Raw genomic sequence first — 22,913 nt, 5'->3', positions numbered from 1 at the left:
TATTGGGCAAACAGCAAAACTGGGGCCTCCATCCCAAAACCCCCGACGAAGCCAAAGTTCAGACGACCCTGTTGAACGAAGCCGTCCTCTGCCGCCAAACCGTCGCCAACGGCAGCGGCAACGTCGTCTCCATGGCGCCGATGAAAGTGTTCCAAACCGATACCGCCTTCCCCGAAGCACCCGACGGCTGGCTGGTACTTTCCATGGAACACAGCGGCAGCCGCGATACCGCTTACAGCCACACCTTTACCGCCGTTCCCGCCCAACTCGCCTTCCGTCCCGAACGTACCACCCCGCGCCCCCATATCGCCGGCACACTGCCCGCACGGGTAACCGCAGCAGAGAACTGCACCTACGCCTACATCGACGACATGGGACGCTACCGCGTCAAACTCCCGTTTGATTTGGACGAATGGAGTCCCGGCGGAGAAAGCCGTCCCGTCCGACTGGCCAAACCCTATGCCGGTCCCGAATACGGCATCCACTTCCCCTTACACGAAGGCACCGAAGTCATGCTGTCCTTCGTCCAAGGTAATCCCGACCGTCCGTATATCTCCGGCGTCATGCACGACAGTGCCCATCCCGACCATATCCCTGCCGATTGGAACACAAGGAACGTCATCCGCACCTGGGCGAACAACAAACTCAGGATGGAAGACCAAAAAGGTCAGGAACACATCAAACTCGCCACCGACTACCAAAAATCCCAACTCAACCTCGGCCACATCGTCGACAGCGGTAGGGAGAAACGCGGAGAGAACGGCGAAGGCTTCGAACTCAGAACCGACGGCTGGGGTGCCGTACGGGCGGGGAAAGGCATACTCGTCAGCTCAGATGCTCAGGGAGGTGCAAAAGGCGAAGTTCTGGAGATGGGCAAAGCGATACGACGCATGCGAAAAGCATTGGTTGCTGCCAAATTACTGGATACTGCTGCCAAACGTGCGGGCAATACTGCAACAGAAAGCATTGCCCAAGCAAACCACATCAACAGCAACTTAAAGAAATTGAAAAAATCGGGAATCGTCATTTCCGCTCCCGACGGTCTGGCCGCCAGTACCAAACAAAGCATATTGAATACAGCACAAGGACATATTCACTGGGTCAGCATGCAGGACAGTAATATCAGCGCCGGCAAGAACTTTACTGCACATGCACTGAAAAGTATCAACCTGTTCGCACAAAATAAAGCCGTTAAAATCCATGCAGCTCAAGGCAAGATTGAAATACAGGCAAAAAATAACAAGATGCAAATTGATGCCAAAAAAGACCTTGAGCTGACCAGCAGCACTGCCAAAGTAATGATCGTCGGCAAGGACGAAGTGATGATTAGCGGTGGTGGAGGCAGCTACATTAAATTGAAAAACGGTGAAATCATCCTTGCCTCCCCTAAAATCGTTCGTGTCAAAGCGCCAGCAATGCCGGTGGGCGGTTCCGATAGCTTTTTCTTTAATGGTTTTGCAAAAACTGATAAAACCTGTATCCCTTGCAAGATTGCCGAATTAATTGGTCGTCCTGTCAATCCTATTTCAGGCATAAAAGTTTTACCGGATGAAACTGATTTTGCTTTTGATGGATTGGTGCCGTTTGTATGGAGTCGCAGCTATTTTTCTGATTTGGAAGAAAGTTGGCTGGGTAGCGGCTGGCGCACCACATTGAGCGCCAAGCTAGAGCGCAAAGACAGTCGTTTTACCTATACCGATAATCAGGGACGTACATTTGATCTGCCAGAACTGGAAGAAGATGAAGGGCAGGTTCTGTTTGAAGCAGAACAAATCATCTTCGAACGAATCGATAATGGCAGCTATCAAATCAGTAATCTGGACGGTAGCAGCAGACATAGATTTTCACCCCTACACTTGAATGACACCGATCGTAGTGGCAGCGGTAATGGCACTTACGCCCTAACAGAGGTAAGCGACCGCCATGGCAACGGCTATCGCATTGTTTACAATGAAGATACCGGCTTGCCTCATACCGTTATTGACGAACTGGGACGTGAGATATGGTTTGAGTTTGACAATCTCAGCCCTTTAACGCAGATCCCCGTTTACCGCCTTACCAGTATGGGTAGCTATAACGATAATCTACCTGAAGGTCGGGAACTTCTTGTCCGTTACCGTTATGACGACAACGGCGATCTTGTCGCGGTAGAAGATGCCGAAGGTTTCGTTCACCGACGTTTCGGCTACCGTCGTCACATGATGATTCGTCACCAAACTACGGCCGGATTAAATACCTACTATCAATACGACCATTACACCCCCCAAGGCCGGGTATTGCGCAGCCATACCGACAACGGTGAAGAGTGGCGTTTTGCCTATGCCGACGGGCATACCCAAATCACTGACGCATTAGGGCGTAGTGAACACCTTTATTACGACCATCATGGCGAAGTCGTCAAAAAAGTCTTTGCAGATGGTAGTAGTGTCTTGACAGAACGCGATGCTTTAGGCCGCCCCATTAAAATTACTGATGAAATGGGACGTGAAACCCGCTACCGTTATAACGAATGCGGGCTGCTGACCTTTGTTGGCGGAGAAGGCGGACAAAACCAGCACATCCGTTATGACCAAGAACGCCGACCGGTAGAGATTACCCTCCCGCACAATCAAAAGACCCTGATTGAGTACAACGAACAAGGGTTACCTGCAACCCAAAGCGATAGCAAAGGCAATACAACCCGTTACCGTTACAACGAAAATGGGCAAATTACCCAAATTACCGATGCAAAAAACAATACTTATACTTTCGAATATGACCAGCACCACCGCCTGAGCACTCAAACCGACTGTTCCGGCCAGCAAACCCGCTATACCTATAACGAAGAGGGCAAACTCGAAAGTATTACCGATGCAGCCGGCCACACCACGCACTATCATTACCAAAATAGGAAACCATTGCGTACCGACTATCCGGATGGCAGTAGCGAACACTTCAGCTACGATCATGCTGGCCGACTGAGTGTTCTGACTGATGCCGAAGGCAACCGTACCGCCTACGATTACGACAATGACAGCAAACCAACCGTCCGCTACAACGCGCTGGGTGATGCATTCCAATACCGTTACGATTCCGTAGGTCGTCTGAAAACCCTCGTCAACGAAAACGGCGACAGCTATACCTTCGAATACGATGAGCGCGACCGCCTGATCCGTGAAACCGGCTTTGACGGCAAAATGACACGTTACACCTACAACCCTGCAGGCGAACTCATACGCGAAGAAGAATACGCGTCTGGGAACATCGACGTGCGTACCCGCCCGCTACGGACAACTATCTACCACCGCGACCGTATCGGCCGCATCCGTCAGAAAGACAGTCATCTGGACGGCGGAGAAATCCTGAGCACCCACTACCGCTACGATAAACTTAACCGTCTGATCCAAGCACACAACGCCCATAGCGAGCTTCGCTTCGGCTATGACCACAACAGACTGGTTAAAGAACAGCTCATTCACTTGGATGAACCTCTTTCGTCCGGTACCAGCCGTTCACAATCCAAAGATGTCGCTGCACAGATTACCGAACACCGTTACGACGTACTGGGTAACCGCACCCAAACCATCCTGCCTACGGGTGAAATTTTAAACCGCCTGTATTACGGCAGCGGACACCTGCACCACATTAACCTCGACGGTACCACCCTTGCCGACATCGAGCGTGATGCCCTGCATCGCCCGATCGAGCGGACTATCGGCAAGTTGAATACCCAATTTCAACTTGACCCATTAGGTCGTCTGAAACAACAAATCGCCCAACCGAACAGCCACAACAAAGCAGACCCTGCCGTCCTTATCGGTCGCCGTTATCAATACGACACTACCGGCAACCTCGTCCGTACCGAAGACCAAACCAACGGCAGCAGGGATTACACCTATGACGTACGGGGCAGAATTACCCAAAGCGCGGACGAGCACTATCGCTACGACCCTGCCCACAACCTTACCGACGGAAGCAGAATCGTCGGCAACCGCCTTACCCAATACCAAGGCACCAGTTACCGCTACGACCCGTTGGGCAACCTGATCGAAAAACAGCAGCATGACGGCGAAATCCAACATTACCGCTACAATGCGGATAATCAACTGACCGAAGCCGAAATCCATCGCCCCGGACAAAACACCGTCTTATATCGCTACCGCTACGATCCCATAGGCCGCCGCATAGCCAAAGTCCATCCAGACGGCAACGAAATCCAATACCTATGGGACGGCAGCCGTCTGTTACAGGAATACCGTAAAGACCGAACCTATACCTACGTTTACACCGAAGACCAAAACTATGAACCCCTTGCTCAAATCACCACCTACAATGGCTTAGATAAGGCAAGAGAAATCCTGTATTACCACAACGATCAAATCGGCATCCCGCGCGAGATGACCGATGAGAAAGGCAATATTGTTTGGAGCGGCGACTATAGCGGCTGGGGCAAACTGACCCAAGAAGGTCGTCTGAAACTGGATATACATCAACCCTTCCGTCTGCAGAATCAGTATTATGATGAAGAAACGGGGCTGCATTACAACTTCTTCCGCTATTATGATCCGGAGATTGGGCGGTTTACGCAGCAGGATCCAATTAGATTAGCCGGTGGAGAAAGTTTGTATATTTATGCTTTCAATATATCGAGGTGGACTGATGTTTTAGGATGGGAGAATACACCAGATATAGCCAAACAGGTAATTACTGCATGTGATAAAAATAATGCTAAAGGTTGTTCGTCAAGCATTATCGGTATTGATCACAAAAATAAAGAAATAGGCTATGGGAATTATGGAAAGGCTCCAAAACCTGATTCTGGTCTAAATCCGATAAAGATATTCCGCAAGTGGACATTAGAAGAGCCTATCAATCGGTGCACAAAACAAATAAAGCCTAATACATTGGAAGTATGTACGGCATGTTGTATTGTTGAGTCACAGAAACAAAGAAATACTCTTTTGCCATCACTCTGTCAAGAAGAATGTTATAGACAACACAATGTGTTATAGTTATAGAATCATTGAGAATCTTCTTATGAAAAAAATATTATTACTTATTTTAATGTTTTCATTTTCTGTTGCTGCATATGCCGATAAGCAAAATCAACAGGATATTATGGATCAAGAAAATTTTGAAGTAACATTAAAACTCAATCATCTGAATAATATAGTTTTTTTGATTAAATCCAGAAATCAGGCAATTGACTCTAAACAATTGGATAATTTAAGCAGCATTGACAATCTAATCATCATGAACTTGGCATTTGTTGAAATTTATGATGACTATTTTAATCAACCCAGAAAGAATATGCAGTATAGTAAGTTAGATTTAAGAAAAATTCTTAGCTTTTCTAGTTGCTTGCTAAAAGAATCTAATCAAAAGATGCCATTATCTAATAGGATTGGTATTGATCATTTAACACAAAAAGAACAAGAGAAACTAAATCAAGATTTTTGGGCGTATATAGATCTAAAATGTAAAGAAAAATAGCAATTTTAAAACCCAACCTTCACAAAGGTCGTCTGAAAACTTTTAGAAGACCTAATTTATGTACTTACAGTCGCACTAACATTGCTATAAAGAAAATGGTTAGTTTGTTATCTAATTCAGATACTGAAATACAAGATTCTCATTTTCGTGTAGGTGTAAGGTAGGAATGACTTACGTCCCTATGGGCATGGTGCCGCATCATACAAGTTATAAATCATACAGTTGGTTTTTCATACTATTAGAATAGCTAGGGGTAAACTAAAGATATTCATGATCAAATTGAGAATATTAAAAAAAATGAAGCAAAAAAATTACTTCTTACTGATTGCTCAAATTTTGCTAAATCTTCCATCATTGATCTATGTGACCTTATGGATCATGAAGATATCAATAGTGATGGATGCAGAATTATTTTCATATTTACTTACATTCATTAGATTATCAAGCTATATTGCAAGTCTATTCTCAGTAGTCACTCTGATAAATTTACTTTTTATAAGAGATATGAAAACCCTACTGATTTCGGTGATCATAAGTATATTTACATTGTTATTCAGTGCATATACCTTAACTCGGTATGCTTGCGATTCTTTTTATGGATATTATATATGTTTATTTATTAAATATATTTTTGAAATAACCCACTAAATAACAAGCATAATCTAAATAAGTAAGCGTAGGTTGGGTTGAAAACCCAACTTTCACAAAGGTCGTCTGAAAACCGTTTAAATCCAGTTAAACCGGTTTTCAGACGACCTTTTGTGTTGGAAATCGTGCTTACTTCAATGCTGCCAGACAATCCTTCACTAATGCCGGACCTTTATAAATCATGCCGCTGTACACTTGGACGGCGGTTGCGCCGAGACGGATTTTTTCGGCGGCGTCCTTGCTGTTCATAATGCCGCCTACGCCGATAATCGGCAGCTTGCCGTCGATGTGTTCCGCCAACATTTTCAGCACTTGATTGCTTTTTTCGCGCACAGGCAGACCGCTTAGGCCGCCCTGCTCGCCTGCGAGCGGATGGCTGCCGAGGCTTGATTTGTCGATGGTGGTATTGGTGGCGATGATGCCGTCCATTTCGACGGATTGGACAACGTGGGCGATGTCTTCGATTTGTGCTTCATCCAAATCGGGGGCGATTTTGACGGCGAGCGGGACGTATTTTCCGTGCGCAGCGGCAAGCTGCGCCTGTTTATTTTTCAGGGCTTCGAGCAGCGCGCTCAGTTCGTCGCCGCCTTGCAGTGCGCGGAGGTTTTTGGTGTTGGGTGAGGAAATATTGACGGTAATGTAACTTGCGTGTGCGTAGGCTTTTTCGAGGCAGATTAAATAGTCGTCGGCGGCGTTTTCGATGGGGGTGCCGGCGTTTTTGCCGATGTTGATGCCCAATACGCCTTGATAACGGCTTTTTTCGATGTTTTGAATCATGGCATCTATGCCGTGGTTGTTGAAGCCCATGCGGTTGATGATGCCTTGGTGTTCGGGAACGCGGAAGAGGCGCGGCTGCGGGTTACCGGGCTGCGGTTTGGGCGTGATCGTGCCGATTTCGAGGAAGCCGAAGCCGAGCGCACCCAATGCATCTATGTATTCGCCGTTTTTGTCGAGTCCGGCAGCAAGCCCGACCGGATTGGGCAGGGTGATGTCCATGAGTTTGACGGGCTTGGTGCGGTTGTCGGAAATCGGAAGCAAACCGAGTTTGTATACTTTGTTGAGCGCATCGAGGGTGAAATGGTGGGCTTTTTCGGCATCGAGTTTGAACAGCAGGCTGCGGGCTAGGGAATACATGGGTTTCTTTCGGATAATTGGCGAACTGCCGTATTTTACCCGAAACTGTTACTTGCCTGCGAAAAGGTCGTCTGAAACCTGATTTCCAGTTTCAGACGACCTTTTCTGTTTTATCCTTGCAAGTGTTTTGTTCAACTCAACAGCATTTCCTGCATCAGCTTCATGCCCCATTGCCAGCCGCCGAGTGCACTGTTGAGCGTGCCGGAATGTGGCGACAGGAGGAGGCGGGCGTTCCACAGGTTTGCCCGTTCTTCCGCCCAGTTTCGTGGCGTGCCGTTTTGTTCGGCGATGACAAGCGCGGTGCGGCAGGGGCAACGGACGCGCTGGAAGGTATATATTTCATCGTCGGGAAAGGCTTCGGGGCGCGGCGAAACGAGAATGATGTTGACGATTTTTTTCTGCGTCAGGATGTCGGTTTGGTAGAGCCACGCCAAAAAGGCGGACACGCCTGCGCCGTGGGCGACGACGGCGATGTGTTCGCCGCTGATGCCTTCAAACGCTGTTTGAATATTTGCCTGCCATTGGGCGATGCTTTGATTGGCGGAAGCGGCAGCGGTTTGGACGACGGGATAGCTGACCGCCCAGCGGTCTATCCACATTTCTGCTTCGTCCGCGTCGCGTATCAAGAAAAGCGTCAGGTCTTCGAGTTCGAAAGTTCGCATTTCAGACGACCTATTTGAGCAAATCGTTGAGCGTAAAGGTAATCAAGAGCACGGCGGGGACACTTAAAACGGCGCAGGTGGCGAGGCAGATCAGGATGTTGGCAATCAACCGCCAGCCTTTCCAGCCGAAACATTTGGCGGCAATCAGGAGGCAAGGCAGCGAAAACAGCAGCCACACCACCGCCCAAAGCGGATTTGCGCGGGTCATTTCAACCCAGCCGGACATCCGCGCCAGCATGAATATCGTCCACACCAGCATAGGCAGCACAAACGCGGCGACCACCCATGCCGCGCCTATGCCGGTTTTACCGTTCATGTTCCAATCGTATTTGCCGAAAACTTTATTGGGCAGCATAGTCGTACTCCACGACCAAAGGGGCATGGTCGGAAAATTTCTCGTCTTTATAAACATGCGCGGATACCGCTTTGGCAGCGAGTTCGGGTGTAACCATCTGATAGTCGATGCGCCACCCGACATCTTTCGCATACGCCTGTCCGCGGTTGCTCCACCAAGTGTAGCCCGGATTGTCGGGATAGAGCGTGCGCCACATATCCGTCCAGCCGAGCGTATGGATGACTTTGCCTATCCATTCGCGCTCTTCAGGCAGGAAGCCTGAGTTTTTCTGATTGCCTTTCCAGTTTTTCAGGTCGATGTTTTGGTGGGCGATGTTCCAGTCTCCGCAGACGACAATGTCGCGCCCTTCCGCCTTCATGGCTTCAAGCATGGGATAGAACGCATCTAAAAAACGGTATTTCAGCTCCTGCCGCTCCGGCGCGCTGGTGCCGCTGGGCAGATAAAGCGAAATCACCGACAACTTGCCGAAATCGCAGCGCACAAACCGCCCTTCCCTGTCGAATTCTTCAATGCCCATACCGATTTGCACATTGTCAGGCGCGCGTTTGCTGTACACCGCCACGCCGCTGTAACCGCGTTTTTCGGCGCAATGCCAATGGCCGTGCATCCCGTGCGGATTTTTCATTTCGTCGGACAAATCGGCTTCCTGCGCTTTGAGTTCCTGCACGCAGACAATGTCCGCGCCCGATGCGGCGATGTATTCGTAAAATCCTTTTTTGTAGGCGGAGCGGATGCCGTTGACGTTGGCGGAGATGATTTTCAGCATAATTTTGTGCTTTGGAATATTGGTTTGAGAAGAAAAACGGATTGTAACCGATATAGAGGAATCACTACAAAACCGCTCTTCCTTTTTGCTGCAACTGTTTGTGAACGCTTCAACATTACCTTTGCGGACCAACCATAAAAATAGGTCGTCTGAAAACGGATAACCAAACCTTTTTCAGACGACCTTTCCCCTTGGGGTGGTTCGACGATTCAAAATTCTGCGCTTTTTTCGTTTTTAAATACTTTCTGCTTGAGTAACAAGGCCCGTAAGATGACCAACTTTACCGTGCCATTGCTACACATTTGATATTTATGCTGAAAATCGTGGAATTTTGAATGTCTGCACCCCTTGTAAAAAAGTAAATGCAACTTTCACTTTTTATTGTTTTTGACCGGCAAACGTCCCTACGATTTTACCGACCTGATAAACACCTGCTGTCTCTGCGGCTGCGGAACCGAAGAAACCGCCGTGTATTTCTGCCGTCGGGGTGACGGAAGAAAATCTGTTGCCGTTGATATCCGCATCAACGGTGAGCGTTTTGTTGAAATAGCCGAGGCTGCCGCTGACTTTTTTGCTTTCGAAATCGGCAGTCAGACGGCCTGTACCGTATGCCTGCGCCAGAGTACCGCGCACACTGACGGTCGATACGTCGTAAACTGCCTGTCCGATTTTCGGCATTTCTGCTTCACGGGTAAAATTACCGTTGAAGAAAGCGTAATTGTTTTGCGATTCGGTCTTCACGATACCGGCAACCGCATCGGGTGTGCTGTGGTGCAGGACATAATTGCCGCCAAAATTGGCAAGGCGTTTATTCTCGGAACCGCCGACACTGTCTCGCCAGCCGTTTTTAAAACTCTCGCCTTGTACGGTTGCAAGATCGACCTCTACGCCTTCGATGGTGATTTTGTTCCAATCTGCATGATTGAATGCCACTGCGGAATCAGAAGAATTGGTTCCGCTGAAAAATTGTTTGCCGGATTCCGGTTTTTCCGACTTCGCAGCTACCGGCAATGCGGAAGCTGCGTCTGCCGAGGGCAGGGCTTGGGCAGATTTTGGAGCCTGTGTCGGCGTGGATTGCGTACTGGGGGAGGAGCTGCCGCCACCGCAGGCAGATAAGGCTGCAACACACATCAAAGCAAGATATTTTTTCATAATTTTGTTCTTAAAATTGTTATCTGACGAAGACAGGAACGCATTCTAAGCACAAACAATATGACTTTGTAATAAATATGCCAAACGAGCATTTTTTACGACCAACGGCAATAATAAAGGCCGTCATAAAGTACACATTTACTTTTCAGACGACCTTCTAGCAACCTTTTTATCAGCGTTCAGCTACATTGTTGGCGCAAAGCTTTGTCACGCTCCATCTGCACATTAATCTTATTCACCAAGTCCTTATCCAACAATTGGCTCTCATAATAATCCTGCACCGCATCCAAAGTTTGGACACAGGCGGCTTTGTTGTTTGCCTGACGGTAAGCATCGGCGGCATCGTTGGCAGCGGTCACTGTTTCAATCGGATTGAGGAAATTGCCGCACTGTTTCAGATAATTTTGTTTGATGTCCGCTGCCTGTTCGAATTTTCCTGAACGTAAGGTCGTCTGAAAACGGTTTTCCATCTTTTTGACACCTTGTTGCGAACAAACCTGCGGCAGTTTGTAATACTCCGACGGGAAAGATACGCCCGCGCCGCAATAATTTTCGCAGCCTTCGGCATCCACTTTCACCTCATCCCCCTTGAATTGGAACGATATTTGGCAGCCTTCCCCATCTTTCCAAACCTTATTCTTATCCATTTTCCCTTGCGCGCCACATATATGCCCGCGTTCGTTGGCAGATTCAATATTGAACTGATTGCCGTTGATTTTCAGCCAGTCGTGGGCAATGGGCTGTTTCGTTCTGTACTCCGCGGCAAATGCCACGCTGCCCATACTCATCGCCAAAACCAAACATAAAATCTTTTTCATAGATATTCCTTTTCATTAAACAATACAGCCTGCCTGCAAAAGAGGGCTAAATAGTACCCATACCGATTAGGCAAAGCCAGTTTGCTATAATACTACCATTTTTATTCTCACCGACATCCGCCCGTACCATGCCCCATCCCGATTTCTCCCAAACCCTCTCCAAAGACCGCCACTTCCTACGTTCCGCCTTCAAAAATCCCAACAAATACGGCGGTTTGTCCAAAGTCGAAGAAAAATACCGAAAATCGCACGAAATCTTTTTGAAGCGTTTGTCCACATTGCCCAAACCCGAGTTCGACAACACCCTGCCCGTTCACGAAAAGCTCGAGGAAATCAAAAAAGCCATTGCTGAAAATCAGGTAACGATTATTTGCGGTGAAACCGGTTCGGGTAAGACCACGCAGTTGCCCAAGATTTGTTTGGAACTCGGACGCGGAGCGGCAGGTTTGATCGGGCATACCCAGCCGCGCCGTTTGGCCGCGCGTTCGGTGGCGGAGCGGATTGCTGAAGAGCTGCACACCGAAATCGGCAGCGCGGTCGGCTATAAAGTGCGCTTCACCGACCACACCTCGCGCGATGCCTGCGTCAAGCTGATGACCGACGGCATCTTGCTGGCGGAAACGCAGACCGACCGTTATCTCGCCACCTACGACACCATCATCATCGACGAAGCGCACGAACGCAGCCTGAACATCGACTTCCTGCTGGGCTACCTGAAACAGCTCCTGCCGCGCCGCCCCGATTTGAAAGTCATCATCACCTCGGCAACCATAGACGCAGAACGCTTCTCCCAACACTTCAACGGCGCGCCCGTGCTGGAAGTGAGCGGGCGTACCTATCCCGTCGAAATCCTCTACCGCCCGCTGACCAGCAAAGACGAAGACGACGCAGAAGTGGAGCTGACCGACGCGATTGTCGATGCGGCGGACGAATTGGCGCGACACGGCGAAGGCGATATTTTGGTGTTCCTGCCGGGCGAACGCGAAATCCGCGAAGCCGCCGAAGCCCTGCGCAAATCCACGCTGCGCCGCAACGACGAAATCCTGCCCCTGTTCGCACGCCTGTCGCACGCCGAACAGCACAAAATCTTCCACCCCTCAGGCGCAAAACGCCGCATCGTGCTGGCAACCAACGTTGCAGAAACCTCGCTCACCGTGCCGGGCATCAAATACGTCATCGACACCGGCCTCGCGCGTGTCAAACGCTATTCCGCACGGGCGAAAGTGGAGCAGCTTCATGTCGAAAAAATCTCCCAAGCCGCCGCACGCCAACGCTCCGGCCGCTGCGGACGCGTCTCCGCAGGCGTATGTATCCGACTGTTTTCAGAAGAAGATTTCAACAACCGTACCGAATTCACCGACCCTGAAATCGTCCGCAGCAACCTGGCCGCCGTCATCCTGCGCATGGCAGCATTGAAACTCGGCGACGTAGCGGCATTCCCGTTTTTAGAAATGCCCGATTCGCGGTATATCAATGACGGGTTTCAGGTGTTATTGGAATTGGGGGCGGTGGAGGTCGTCTGAAAATAGAATTTCTATGAAACCCAAAAAGCAGCCTACACATCGTTTGCCCTTCCGATGAACAATACAAAACAACAGTTTCTACATTTATTTAAAAGGTTTGAATTGCAATGAAAATCCAGTATCAACTGACAACAGCAGAATTCAGCAAAGGCTTTTCCGACGGGCAAATACTCTTGATAAAAAAACAAAAGAAAAGACCTCCCCTGCGCTGGTTGATAACCATCATTTTGATTACCTTCTATTCAATTTTTTTCGTCTTATTCCACAAACAGTACGGTCAAGTTTTAAATTTATTAGCCACGCTTGCCAATAGGTCATATGATTTATCTGGCTATGGCGGTTATGAATATTTCCGCTTCGGCATTACATTTACTTTTTGGGGATTCGTCGTTGCCGGAGTTATTTTGCTCGGACAGTTTTCTTTCCTGAGAGCTTCCCGTGGCATTTTTTCATTCGATAAGCTGTATCAGGACAAATCGCCGCTATTCTCCCAAAATACAGTGGAACTTCGCGATAACGGTATTTACCACGAGACAGAAGCCTTCCAAAGTTTGCACTTCTACAAACATATTTACAGCGTGGAAGAAACAAAGGATTGGATTTTCATTTTTCTTGAAAAAAGTATTTTCAAATTCCTGCCTAAGAGTGCATTTCAAGATACACAACAAATACAGTACTTTATTAATCAGATTAAAGAAAACATGAATAAATAATTATCGGATTACCATTAAGCATGAAAAGTGACTTGACCATCTGAAAATAAAAAACAACCTACCGCCCTTAATCAACTCCACAAACCATTTTCAGACGACCTCATTCTTGAAAAACAATCTGTAAACAGATAGCTGTAAAGAATAATGTTGCCACGCACCCAAAACCCTGCCTGCAACTTTTATTGTGAAATTTCCCATTATGAAAAAATCCCTTTTCGTTCTCTTTCTGTATTCATCTCTGCTTACTGCCAGCGAAATCGCCTATCGCTTTGTCTTCGGGATTGAAACTCTGCCGGCGGCAAAAATTGCGGAAACGTTTGCGCTGACATTTGTGATTGCTGCGCTGTATTTGTTTGCGCGTTATAAGGCTTCACGGTTGCTGATTGCGTTGTTTTTCGCGCTCAGCATTATTGCCAACAATGTGCATTATGCGGTTTATCAAAGTTGGATGACGGGCATAAATTATTGGCTGATGCTGAAAGAGATTACCGAAGTCGGCAGTGCGGGCGCGTCGATGTTGGATAAGTTGTGGCTGCCTGCGTTGTGGGGAGTGGCGGAAGCCGTGTTGTTTTGCAGCCTTGCCAAGTTCCGCCGCAAGACGCATTTTGCCGCCGATATATTGTTCGCTGCGGCGATGTTGCTGATTTTTGGACGTTCATTCAGTACGACGCAGGAACACGGTATTTCGCCCAAACCGACATACAGCCGCGTCAAAGCCAATTATTTCAGCTTCGGCTATTTTGTCGGGCGCGTATTGCCGTATCAGTTGTTTGATTTAAGCAAGATTCCTGTTTTCAAACAGCCTGCGCCAAGCAAAACCGGACAAGGCAGTATTCAAAATATCGTCCTAATCATGGGTGAAAGCGAAAGCGCGGCGCATTTGAAACTGTTTGGCTACGGACGCGAAACTTCGCCGTTTTTGACCCAACTGTCGCAAGCCGACTTTAAGCCGATTGTGAAGCAAAGCTATTCCGCCGCTTTGATGACGGCTGTATCCCTGCCCAGCTTTTTCAATGCCATACCGCATGCCAACGGCTACGAACAAATCAGCAGCGGCGATACCAATATGTTCCGCCTCGCCAAAGAGCAGGGTTACGAAACGTATTTTTACAGCGCGCAAGCGGAAAACGAGATGGCGATTTTGAACCTGATCGGCAAAAAGTGGATCGACCATCTGATTCAACCGACCCAACTCGGCTACCGCAACGGCGACAATATGCCCGACGATAAGCTGCTGCCGCTGTTCGACAAAATCAATTTGCAGCAGGGCAAGCATTTTATTGTGTTGCACCAACGCGGTTCGCACGTCCCATACGGCGCGCTGTTGCAACAACAGGATAAGGTGTTCGGCGAAGCCAATATCGTGGACAAATACGACAGTACCATCCACAAAACCGACCAAATGATCCAAACCGTATTCCAGCAGCTGCAAAAACAGCCTGAAAACAACTGGTTGTTTGTTTATACCTCAGACCACGGGCAGTATGTGCACAAAGACACCTTCAACCAAGGCACGGTACATCCCGACAGCTACATCGTACCGCTGGTGTTATACAGCCCTGATGCTGCCGTGCAGCAATCCGCCAACCAAGCCTTTGCGCCTTGCGAAATTGCCTTCCACCAACAGCTTTCAACTTTCCTGATTCACACGCTGGGCTACGATATGAAGGTTTCAGGCTGCACCGAAGGCTCGGTAACCGGTAACCTGATCACAGGCGATGCAGGCAGCCTGAACATCCGCAACGGCAAAGCGGAATATGTTTATCCGCAATAAGGCGGCACAAACCTACAAACAATATAAATTGAGACCACGTCGGACATGAACGCCCGACCTACAAGACTATGCAAAACACTAAAAATCAAGCACGCGGCTCAGGCATTCACGCCCGACACAATCCGACAAACGACAAAACCGTTTCAGACGACCTTCAAAACTTTTCAGGCAATATCGTCGCCCCTCCCCGCTACCGCCTGACCCGCCTCGGCGAGCAAATGGCGCGCCTGCCCATCGACCCGAAAATTGCGCGCATTTTGCTGGCGGCGAAGAAACACGACTGCATGGCGGAAATATTGGTGATTGCGTCCGCGCTGTCGATTCAAGACCCGCGCGAACGGCCGCTGGAGGCACGCGATGCCGCCGCCAAGGCACACGAACGCTTTACCGACAAGCAGTCCGATTTCCTTGCCTACCTGAACATTTGGGACAGCTTCCAGCGCGAGCGCGATAAAGGCTTGTCCAACAAGCAGTTGGTGCAGTGGTGCCGCCAATATTTCCTGTCGCACCTGCGGATGCGCGAGTGGCGCGAGTTGCATCACCAGCTTGCCCAAACCGCGATTGAAATGGGTTTGACCACCAAGGAAGCCGCTTTCAGACGACCTCCCGAAGTCAGGCAGCTCACGTCGTCTGAAAGCCAAGGCGACCAAGACTTATCCGCCAAATTCAAACAAAAACAACTGGATAAGAAACAACACCGCGCCCAAATCCGCGCCGCCAAAGAAGCGGGCTACGAACAAATCCACCGCGCCCTGCTCACCGGCCTTATCGCCAACGTCGGCATGAAATCGCCCGACGGCAACGACTACACCGGCGCGCGCGGCAGCCGCTTCCACCTTTTCCCCGCCTCCGCCCTGTTCAAAGCCAAACCCAAATGGGTGATGGCGGCGGAACTCGTTGAAACAACGAAACTTTACGCGCGCGACGTAGCCGCCATCCAGCCCGAATGGATTGAGCAGGAAGCGCCGCACCTCGTCCGCTACCACTATTTCGAGCCGCATTGGGAACAAAAACGCGGCGAAGTCATCGCCAGCGAACGGGTAACGCTCTACGGCCTGACCGTCCTGCCGCGCCGCCCCGTGTCCTACGGCAGAATCGCCCCCGAAGAAGCGCGCGAAATCTTTATCCGCAGCGCGTTAGTGGCGCAGGAATGCGATTTGAAAGCGGACTTTTTTGTCCACAACAAAAAGCTGATTAAGGAAATTACCGAACTCGAACACAAATCGCGCAAGCAAGACGTGCTGGTCGATGATGAAGCGCTGTTCACGTTTTATCACGAACGGCTGCCCGATTTTTATACGGCGGACGCGGTTTCAGACGGCCTGCATCCTGCAAATCCGCAGCAAACCACCCCCTCCCCCGTGGGGGAGGGCTGGGGAGAGGGCAAAACAGTTGCCGCACAAACCAACTTTTCCGCAACCGCAGCAAACCCTCTCCCTAACCCTCTCCCACAGGAGAGGGAACAGAGTGCCGCAGTTTCAACGGTTTCAGGCAGTCTGAAAACAATGTCTTGCGAAGCAAGGCTGAATTTCTGCGAAGCTAAAACTAAAACCGAAAGCAGCCTGCACTCCCAAAGACTACCTGAAAACCACACTCCACCATTTTCAGACGACCCCAAAACCAAAAAGCAGCCTGCACCCCAAAAAAGCCGTCTGAAACCCCTCCCCCTCGCCGACATCCGCACCTTCCAAGCCTGGCTCAAAACCGCCGAGCGCGACAACCCGCGCCTGCTGTTCCTCAGCCGCGACGACCTCATGCAGCACGCCGCCGCGCACATTACCGAAGAACAATTCCCCAAACACTGGCAAACCGTAGACGGAAAATTCAAACTCAGCTACCGCTTCGAGCCGCACCACCCGCTCGACGGCGTTACCCTCACCCTGCCGCTCACCGTCCTCAACCGCATCAGCCCCGCCGCCCTCGAATGGCTCGTACCCGGCATGATACGCGAAAAAATCCAGTTGCAAATCAAAGCACTGCCCAAACAAATCCGCCGCATCTGCGTGCCCGTGCCCGAATTCATCACCCAATTTTTAAGCCAAAACCCCGACCGCAACGCCCCCATCCTGCCCCAACTCGCCCAAGCCATCGCCAAAACCGCAGGCGACATCCGCATACTCGAGCAAATCAACCAAGACGAATGGGCCGCGTTCAGGCTGCCCGAACACTGCTATTTCAACCTCCGCATCATCGACGACGGCGGACAAGAATTAGCCATGGGGCGCGATTTAATCCAAATCCAGCAACAACTTGGCAAAGCCGCCGCCACCACCTTCCGCGACAACACCCAAGAATTCGAGCGCGACAACGTTACCACATGGGACATCGGCACCCTGCCCGAATACATCAAATTCGCACGCGGCAAACAACAGCTCACCGGCTACCTCGGCCTGCAAAAAGAAAAAGACGGCCGCATCGCCCTGCGCCTGTTCGACACGTCTGCCGCCGCCGAACAAGCCCACAGATTAGGCGTGATCGAACTCATGAAACTACAACTAAAAGAACAAGTTAAAGACCTAAACAAAGGCATCCAAGGCTTCACCCAAGCCGCCATGCTGCTCAAACACATCAACGCCGACACCCTGCGCGACGACCTCACCCAAGCCGTCTGCGACCGCGCCTTTATCGGCGAAGACGAACTGCCGCGCAACGAAAAAGCCTTCAAAGAACAAATCAAACGCGCCCGCAGCCGCCTGCCCGCCGTCAAAGAAGCCCTCAGCCGCTACTTGCAGGAAACCGCCGCCGCCTACGCCGAACTGAACGGTAAACTCGGCAAACACCCGCTCACCCACCTCATGCGCCAACGCCTGCAAACCCTGCTCGCCGCCGGCTTCGCCACCCGCACCCCGTGGGCACAATGGCCGCGCCTCCCCATCTACCTCAAAGCCATGACCCTGCGCCTCGAAAAATACAGCAGCAACCCCGCCCGCGACGCAGCCCGCGAAGCCGACATACAGGAATTGGAACAAATGTGGCAGGAAAAAACCGACAGCTTGGTAAAACAAGGACTACCCGTTTCAGACGACCTCGCCGCGTTTAAATGGATGATTGAGGAATTGAGGGTGTCACTGTTTGCGCAGGAATTGAAGACGCCGTATCCGGTGTCGGTGAAGAGGTTGTTGAAGGTGTGGGAAACGAAGGAGAAATGAATAAAAATGACCCACAAATTTTCGGGCTGCTTGCAAAATGAACAACCTTGCCAACCATCTTAATCAATTACAGAATAAATTTTTACTACCCTTATTCATTATTTAGTACATAATGGAATCAAAAAACAATTTTCTGATACACTTAGAAATAGATAATGCATAAATAAGTATTATTTACCGTAATTTTCACATCAATATAAAACTACAATTGTCCTTGTTGTTTTATTAAAAATAGTCTTTGTATCTAAAAAGGCAGCCTAAATATGATTAAACGTATTACCTTTACACAATATCGACGCTTAAAAGCCCCCTTAGAATTAGAATTTTGCAATCATATTAATATTATTTCAGGATTAAACGGGACGTGTAAATCATCTATCCTATATCTCATCAGCAATGCATTCCAAGCAGAAAAATCCACTAATACTCAATTAGTACCCGCAAGTGAATTGAATGTAATCAACAATATTTCTGCTCAAGTCAATGCAAAAATCGAATTGTTGACAAAAGGTGATAAGGAATACAACGACCTGCCCCTGGACAGCGTGGTGAATTATTTAAAGTATATTATAGCGATGGACAGTCTATTGGATTTAGAAGGCATAATAAGAGTTCGGACGATACTCACTCACGCTTTCGGCTCATTCCTCAATATTCATCTTCTCAAAACCAAAGTCTTCCAACCTTACGTACAGTTTATTTAAGTTTGGCTAGATTGCTACCTTTTGGGGAAATGAAGAACGATACTCCTGTCAAAGGGGTAAGAAAAGAGTTGCCTGAAGAATATAATGCAATTTTCCATCGATTGGTCCAACATATAACTGGCATCAAAATAACTGAATCAACCCCTCAGATTATCGCAAATATTAAAACTCGAACTGAATATTTGACCGATACTGAAGGCATCGACTCCAATACAGCATCAGTTGGCGAAGATAATGCGATTATTATCTTAAAAAATCTAGTACTCCTTCGCTATTACTACGAAAACGCCCCAAATCTACATAGTGTCGAACAACCTGCTTCCATTTTATTAATTGATGAAATGGATGCAACGCTTCATCCTGCTATGCAGCTACGCCTCCTAAATCTCTTAAAAGAATATTCAGAAAACTATAAAATTCAAATTTTTTTTACTACACATAGTCTATATTTGTTAGAGAAAGCATTACTTCCTGCTTATCGTGACAAAATAAAACTGAACTATCTCACTCACCAAGGCGACCATGTAACCTTATTGCCCAAACCATCTATCCAAAAAATTGAAAGACACTTGCAAGAAATTCAAAATGTTAGCTATAGCGCACCACCTAAAATCCCTGTCTTCACTGAAGATGCAGAAGCACGAGTCATTCTCCAATCAATTTTTGGCTATTTCAGCAGTAGATGTAAATATTTTAGAAATTTGAGAGATAAGTTTCATTTTGTAAATGCCAGTATTGGCTGTGAAATATTAAAAGGGATTTTTCAAGACCAATATTTAGATCAAAACACTATGAATGCTATTTGCATATTAGATGGTGATAACACCGGACAGAAAAAAACAAAGCATAATATCATCGTCTTACCTGGTGGAAAGAGTCCCGAACAGTTAATTTTTGATTATTATGATGAATTAGCGAATGAACCAAATTTTGAAATGTATCAGAGTCAAAACTTTTGGAATACTGATACCGCATTGAGTAATGGATTAACTAAACAACGCTATCTTACATCAATTAAACAGCAAATATCAGATATTGAAGAAACTATTGAAGAATTAAAAGAAAGTAGTAAATCCGCATCAGGGATAAGAAGGGAGCGGAATAAAAAAATCTTCAAAAATAATCTTGAAGAATTTAAAATAGTTTTTGATTTTTGGTTAGATAACCATTACTCGGAAATGGAAAAATTTTATCGAGATTTACGCTTTTGTTTCCGTAAAGTAGCATTATTACATAAATTAGATCCTGAGCTTTGGCCAGAAAATGCTCGTTTAAGTGAAAATAGAATACCGGACAATTCTTAATGAGAATAACTTTTTTAGTTTATTATTGAGAATAAAAAAATATTGAGTAAAAAATATGGCAGGCAACCCAAAACCCCTAACACCTTTACGCTATCCTGGCGGTAAAGGGGCTTTTGCTCCTTTTGTAAAATCAGTCATTGAAACAAATCATCTCAAAGGCGGTCATTATATGGAACCGTTTGCAGGTGGAGCAGGCGTAGCATTGGATTTACTCTTCAACGGCTATGTTTCCGATATCCATATTAATGATGCAGATTTGGCCATCTATCACTTTTGGCATGCTATCGTTACTAATACAGATGATTTTCTAGCACTACTACAACAAGCTCCCTTAACTAACTATTGAAGAATGGGAGAAACAAAAGCTGATTTTAAAACATCCTGAAAACCATTCTGATTTAGAGCATGGTTTTGCAACTTTTTATTTAAATCGCACCAATCACTCTGGTATTTTAAAAGCGGGCGTAATTGGTGGTAAAGCCCAAAATGGTACATACAAATTGGATGCTCGGTTTAATAAAGTCCGTTTATCTACCCTAATTAAACGTATTGCTAATTATGCCAATAATATTCATGTGTATAACCTTGATGCGCTTGAACTATTAGGTAAAGCAGACCAAATATTACCTTCCCCTGCTTTAATCTATCTTGACCCACCTTACTATATTAAAGGTCATCGTTTGTACCGTAATTTCTATAATCATGATGACCACGTTCAGATTTGTGATGCTTTAGGTACAATTAAAACACCTTGGATTGTTTCATATGATAATTGTAATGAAATTAAATCTATTTATAAAAATTATTATCAAGAAGAATACATCTTATCCTACTGCGCATATAAAAGAATTAAGGGTTCCGAAGTCATGATTTATGGGAAAAATGTATTGAGACCTAACAGCAAGTTGTAGCCTACATATAATTATGTATGCGCTTTAGGTACATATTCCAGCGATCTTCCAAACTACTCCCCCAACCACCCCAAAAGGTCGTCTGAAACCGATTTTCAGACGACCTTTTACCACTTTGCCAAACAAGAATTCCCGCCGCCCTCTCCCCAAACGTCGCCCGAACCAGTAAACTTCCCATATTTCAACAACTTCTTGGAAACCAACCATGCCCCGTATCCATCCGCTCCACCTGTTCCCGCCCCACATCGCCGAACGCGGCCTGCTGTATTTTCAGCAGGGCAAGGTTCGCGATGTCCAAAAAACTTCCGCCGGGCGTTATCGGGCGGAGGTGTGCGGTTCGGAAAACTATTCGGTATGGCTGAAGCTGGATAGTGATTTGTACATTAAGGACGGGGGCTGCGATTGTCCTTATGGCGGGGCGTGCAAGCATATGGCGGCGTTGTGGTATGCGGTGCGCGCTCAAACGCCGGACGGGCAGCCTGACGAATCTGACGCGCAACAGCCTAAAAAGGGCGGCAATCCGTATCGGCAGCAGCTCTCTAGTATCTTTTCCCGAACCCGATATTATGATTACTACGAAGCCGCTGATTTGGGCTTCAGGCTGCAAAACTGGTTGGAAGATGTGGCGCAGGAGGGGACGGCGGCGTTGCAGCAGGCTTTGCCTCTGTTGATACCGCGTTTGCAGGATGCTTTTGAAAAGGCGGACGATTCGGACGGTATGTTGGGCGATGCTATGTATATGGCAATCGACCTGCTGGAAGAGGCGGTCATGGAAAATGTCCCGAAGCGTTTGATTAATTTTTTGGACAAATGTTTGGACGACAGCCGCTATTTTGATTTCTCGGAGGCAGGCAATAAAATCTACCAAATCCGCGCCCGAATCTGGCGACTGCGCGGCGAATGGCAGGCGTGGCAAGATTATGTGGCTAAACGTTTGGCTGCTACCGAGTCGGGTTGGGAACATGAATTTTGGGCATTCGAGGGTTGGCAGGTTTTGCAGGCGAAAGGCGATACTGCTGCCGCGCAGGATTATTTCAGACGACATCTGCACCTGCCGCAATTCAGACAAATTGCGGTAGAACAAGCAGTCGGGCAGCAAGATTGGGCGGAAGCGGAACGCCTCTTGCGCGAAGGCATCAGCATTGCCGAAGATGAAGGAACGCTCGGCACAGCGCACAAATGGAAGCTGCAACTTTTCGATGTATTGAAGGAAACCGGTAAAAATGTACGCGAGATCGCAGCGGATTTGGCGTTTTCCACCAGCCTTTCATTGCCGCATTACGAAGCCTGGAAAGCCACGTTTCCCGCCGCCGAATGGCCGGATGAATTCAACCGCCTGCTTACGCGCTTGTCGGGTCAATATTCGCTGCAAGCTGAAATATTCGAGCATGAACAGGAATTCGACCGGCTGCTCGCCCTATTGCAGCAACACCTTTCGTTGTACATGATGGAACGTTTTGCCCCGTCTTTCCCAGAGCTGTATCACGACCAAATCGTGGCTTGCTACCTGAAAATCTTTGCAGTTGAAATCGACGAAGCAAGCAACCGTAAGCAATACCGCCAGCTCTTGAACCAATTAAAGACCCTCCGCCGCCAATATTCCGCACAACGGCAGGCGATAGAAGACTTTGCCGACGAAATCAGGGAGCGATATAGCGAAAAACCGCGTCGGCCTGCGCTGTTGGAAGAATTGGATCGGGCGGGGTTTTAGGGTGCAGGCTGTCTAATTTGGCAACGTCTCACATTCACACACCAGCAAATCACACAAACTTGGAATCTGCGTGCAGCCTTTCTAAACTCCCCCTTCCCTACCAAACCAAAGGTCGTC

The 22,913-nt window shown here is 48.1% G+C and carries 17 protein-coding genes; 11 read left to right on the top strand and 6 right to left on the bottom strand.

Annotated features, from left to right (window positions below):
• Window positions 1-4,991 (top strand): type VI secretion system tip protein VgrG (vgrG, locus tag AAG834_RS06945; protein ID WP_342031681.1); only part of this gene is annotated, 4,991 nt, incomplete at its 5' end.
• 25 nt (window positions 4,992-5,016) lie between these two features.
• A complete protein-coding gene (locus AAG834_RS06940; RefSeq protein WP_070870037.1) occupies window positions 5,017-5,472 on the top strand; it encodes a hypothetical protein in 456 nt (151 codons plus the stop codon).
• A 777-nt stretch (window positions 5,473-6,249) separates the two neighbouring features.
• On the opposite strand, the gene AAG834_RS06935 is transcribed toward AAG834_RS06940, so the two are convergent.
• From AAG834_RS06935 to AAG834_RS06910, 6 genes are all read right to left on the bottom strand, one after another.
• The gene (locus tag AAG834_RS06935; RefSeq protein WP_070870035.1) at window positions 6,250-7,254 is read right to left on the bottom strand and encodes a quinone-dependent dihydroorotate dehydrogenase; all 1,005 of its coding nucleotides are present in this window, start codon (window positions 7,252-7,254) and stop codon (window positions 6,250-6,252) included.
• Between the two features lie 131 nt (window positions 7,255-7,385).
• Entirely contained in the window at window positions 7,386-7,916 is a 531-nt protein-coding gene (locus AAG834_RS06930; RefSeq protein WP_342031680.1) for an alpha/beta hydrolase, read from the bottom strand.
• A gap of 10 nt (window positions 7,917-7,926) precedes the next feature.
• Window positions 7,927-8,271 carry a hypothetical protein gene (locus tag AAG834_RS06925; protein ID WP_342031679.1) on the bottom strand — a complete coding sequence of 115 codons (345 nt, stop codon included), beginning with the start codon at window positions 8,269-8,271 and terminating at the stop codon, window positions 7,927-7,929.
• Window positions 8,258-9,037 (bottom strand): exodeoxyribonuclease III, encoded by a 780-nt coding sequence (locus AAG834_RS06920; RefSeq protein ID WP_003758273.1) that lies wholly within the window; start codon window positions 9,035-9,037, stop codon window positions 8,258-8,260. Before AAG834_RS06920 ends, AAG834_RS06925 begins: the two co-directional genes overlap by 14 nt.
• Window positions 9,038-9,415: 378 nt before the next feature.
• Complete coding sequence (locus AAG834_RS06915; protein WP_342031678.1) at window positions 9,416-10,189, bottom strand: transferrin-binding protein-like solute binding protein; 774 nt, start codon at window positions 10,187-10,189, stop codon at window positions 9,416-9,418.
• Window positions 10,190-10,368: 179 nt separating this feature from the next.
• Entirely contained in the window at window positions 10,369-11,007 is a 639-nt protein-coding gene (locus AAG834_RS06910) for a DUF2961 domain-containing protein (protein ID WP_342031677.1), read from the bottom strand.
• Between the two features lie 128 nt (window positions 11,008-11,135).
• Between AAG834_RS06910 and hrpA the strand changes: the two genes are divergently transcribed.
• The 9 genes from hrpA to AAG834_RS06865 all read left to right on the top strand — a co-directional run bounded on the left by hrpA (window position 11,136) and on the right by AAG834_RS06865 (window position 22,796).
• Window positions 11,136-12,530 (top strand): ATP-dependent RNA helicase HrpA, encoded by a 1,395-nt coding sequence (gene hrpA / locus AAG834_RS06905; protein ID WP_342031676.1) that lies wholly within the window; start codon window positions 11,136-11,138, stop codon window positions 12,528-12,530.
• 107 nt (window positions 12,531-12,637) lie between these two features.
• Window positions 12,638-13,243 carry a YcxB family protein gene (locus tag AAG834_RS06900; RefSeq protein ID WP_342031675.1) on the top strand — a complete coding sequence of 202 codons (606 nt, stop codon included), beginning with the start codon at window positions 12,638-12,640 and terminating at the stop codon, window positions 13,241-13,243.
• Between the two features lie 196 nt (window positions 13,244-13,439).
• Complete coding sequence (locus AAG834_RS06895; RefSeq protein ID WP_342031683.1) at window positions 13,440-15,017, top strand: phosphoethanolamine transferase; 1,578 nt, start codon at window positions 13,440-13,442, stop codon at window positions 15,015-15,017.
• 68 nt (window positions 15,018-15,085) lie between these two features.
• Window positions 15,086-18,166, top strand: a complete 3,081-nt coding sequence (locus tag AAG834_RS06890; protein ID WP_342031674.1) for a DUF3418 domain-containing protein — start codon at window positions 15,086-15,088, stop codon at window positions 18,164-18,166.
• A 263-nt stretch (window positions 18,167-18,429) separates the two neighbouring features.
• Window positions 18,430-18,870, top strand: coding sequence for a hypothetical protein (locus tag AAG834_RS06885; RefSeq protein ID WP_342031673.1), 441 nt, complete (start codon window positions 18,430-18,432; stop codon window positions 18,868-18,870).
• A gap of 29 nt (window positions 18,871-18,899) precedes the next feature.
• On the top strand, window positions 18,900-20,174 hold the full coding sequence (locus AAG834_RS06880; RefSeq protein ID WP_342031672.1) for an AAA family ATPase: 1,275 nt from the start codon (window positions 18,900-18,902) through the stop codon (window positions 20,172-20,174).
• Between the two features lie 55 nt (window positions 20,175-20,229).
• On the top strand, window positions 20,230-20,520 hold the full coding sequence (locus AAG834_RS06875; RefSeq protein ID WP_342031671.1) for a DNA adenine methylase: 291 nt from the start codon (window positions 20,230-20,232) through the stop codon (window positions 20,518-20,520).
• Window positions 20,516-21,085, top strand: a complete 570-nt coding sequence (locus AAG834_RS06870; protein WP_342031682.1) for a DNA adenine methylase — start codon at window positions 20,516-20,518, stop codon at window positions 21,083-21,085. Before AAG834_RS06875 ends, AAG834_RS06870 begins: the two co-directional genes overlap by 5 nt.
• 205 nt (window positions 21,086-21,290) lie before the next feature.
• On the top strand, window positions 21,291-22,796 hold the full coding sequence (locus tag AAG834_RS06865; RefSeq protein WP_342031670.1) for an SWIM zinc finger family protein: 1,506 nt from the start codon (window positions 21,291-21,293) through the stop codon (window positions 22,794-22,796).
• Window positions 22,797-22,913 lie beyond the last annotated feature (117 nt).

Source organism: Neisseria sp. Marseille-Q2251 (assembly GCF_940793045.1).
Lineage (GTDB): Bacteria > Pseudomonadota > Gammaproteobacteria > Burkholderiales > Neisseriaceae > Neisseria.
This window is presented reverse-complemented; position numbering and strand designations above follow the sequence as displayed.

What these genes read in the sequence shown, in the direction of transcription:
- AAG834_RS06915 (WP_342031678.1), bottom strand. Translation starts at nt 10,189, where the DNA reads ATGAAAAAATATCTTGCTTTGATGTGTGTTGCAGCCTTATCTGCCTGC.
- AAG834_RS06875 (WP_342031671.1), top strand. Translation starts at nt 20,230, where the DNA reads ATGGCAGGCAACCCAAAACCCCTAACACCTTTACGCTATCCTGGCGGT.
- AAG834_RS06920 (WP_003758273.1), bottom strand. Translation starts at nt 9,037, where the DNA reads ATGCTGAAAATCATCTCCGCCAACGTCAACGGCATCCGCTCCGCCTAC.
- hrpA (WP_342031676.1), top strand. Translation starts at nt 11,136, where the DNA reads ATGCCCCATCCCGATTTCTCCCAAACCCTCTCCAAAGACCGCCACTTC.
- AAG834_RS06940 (WP_070870037.1), top strand. Translation starts at nt 5,017, where the DNA reads ATGAAAAAAATATTATTACTTATTTTAATGTTTTCATTTTCTGTTGCT.
- AAG834_RS06885 (WP_342031673.1), top strand. Translation starts at nt 18,430, where the DNA reads ATGATTAAACGTATTACCTTTACACAATATCGACGCTTAAAAGCCCCC.
- AAG834_RS06925 (WP_342031679.1), bottom strand. Translation starts at nt 8,271, where the DNA reads ATGCTGCCCAATAAAGTTTTCGGCAAATACGATTGGAACATGAACGGT.
- AAG834_RS06890 (WP_342031674.1), top strand. Translation starts at nt 15,086, where the DNA reads ATGCAAAACACTAAAAATCAAGCACGCGGCTCAGGCATTCACGCCCGA.
- AAG834_RS06900 (WP_342031675.1), top strand. Translation starts at nt 12,638, where the DNA reads ATGAAAATCCAGTATCAACTGACAACAGCAGAATTCAGCAAAGGCTTT.
- AAG834_RS06865 (WP_342031670.1), top strand. Translation starts at nt 21,291, where the DNA reads ATGCCCCGTATCCATCCGCTCCACCTGTTCCCGCCCCACATCGCCGAA.
- AAG834_RS06880 (WP_342031672.1), top strand. Translation starts at nt 18,900, where the DNA reads ATGAAGAACGATACTCCTGTCAAAGGGGTAAGAAAAGAGTTGCCTGAA.
- AAG834_RS06910 (WP_342031677.1), bottom strand. Translation starts at nt 11,007, where the DNA reads ATGAAAAAGATTTTATGTTTGGTTTTGGCGATGAGTATGGGCAGCGTG.
- AAG834_RS06930 (WP_342031680.1), bottom strand. Translation starts at nt 7,916, where the DNA reads ATGCGAACTTTCGAACTCGAAGACCTGACGCTTTTCTTGATACGCGAC.
- AAG834_RS06935 (WP_070870035.1), bottom strand. Translation starts at nt 7,254, where the DNA reads ATGTATTCCCTAGCCCGCAGCCTGCTGTTCAAACTCGATGCCGAAAAA.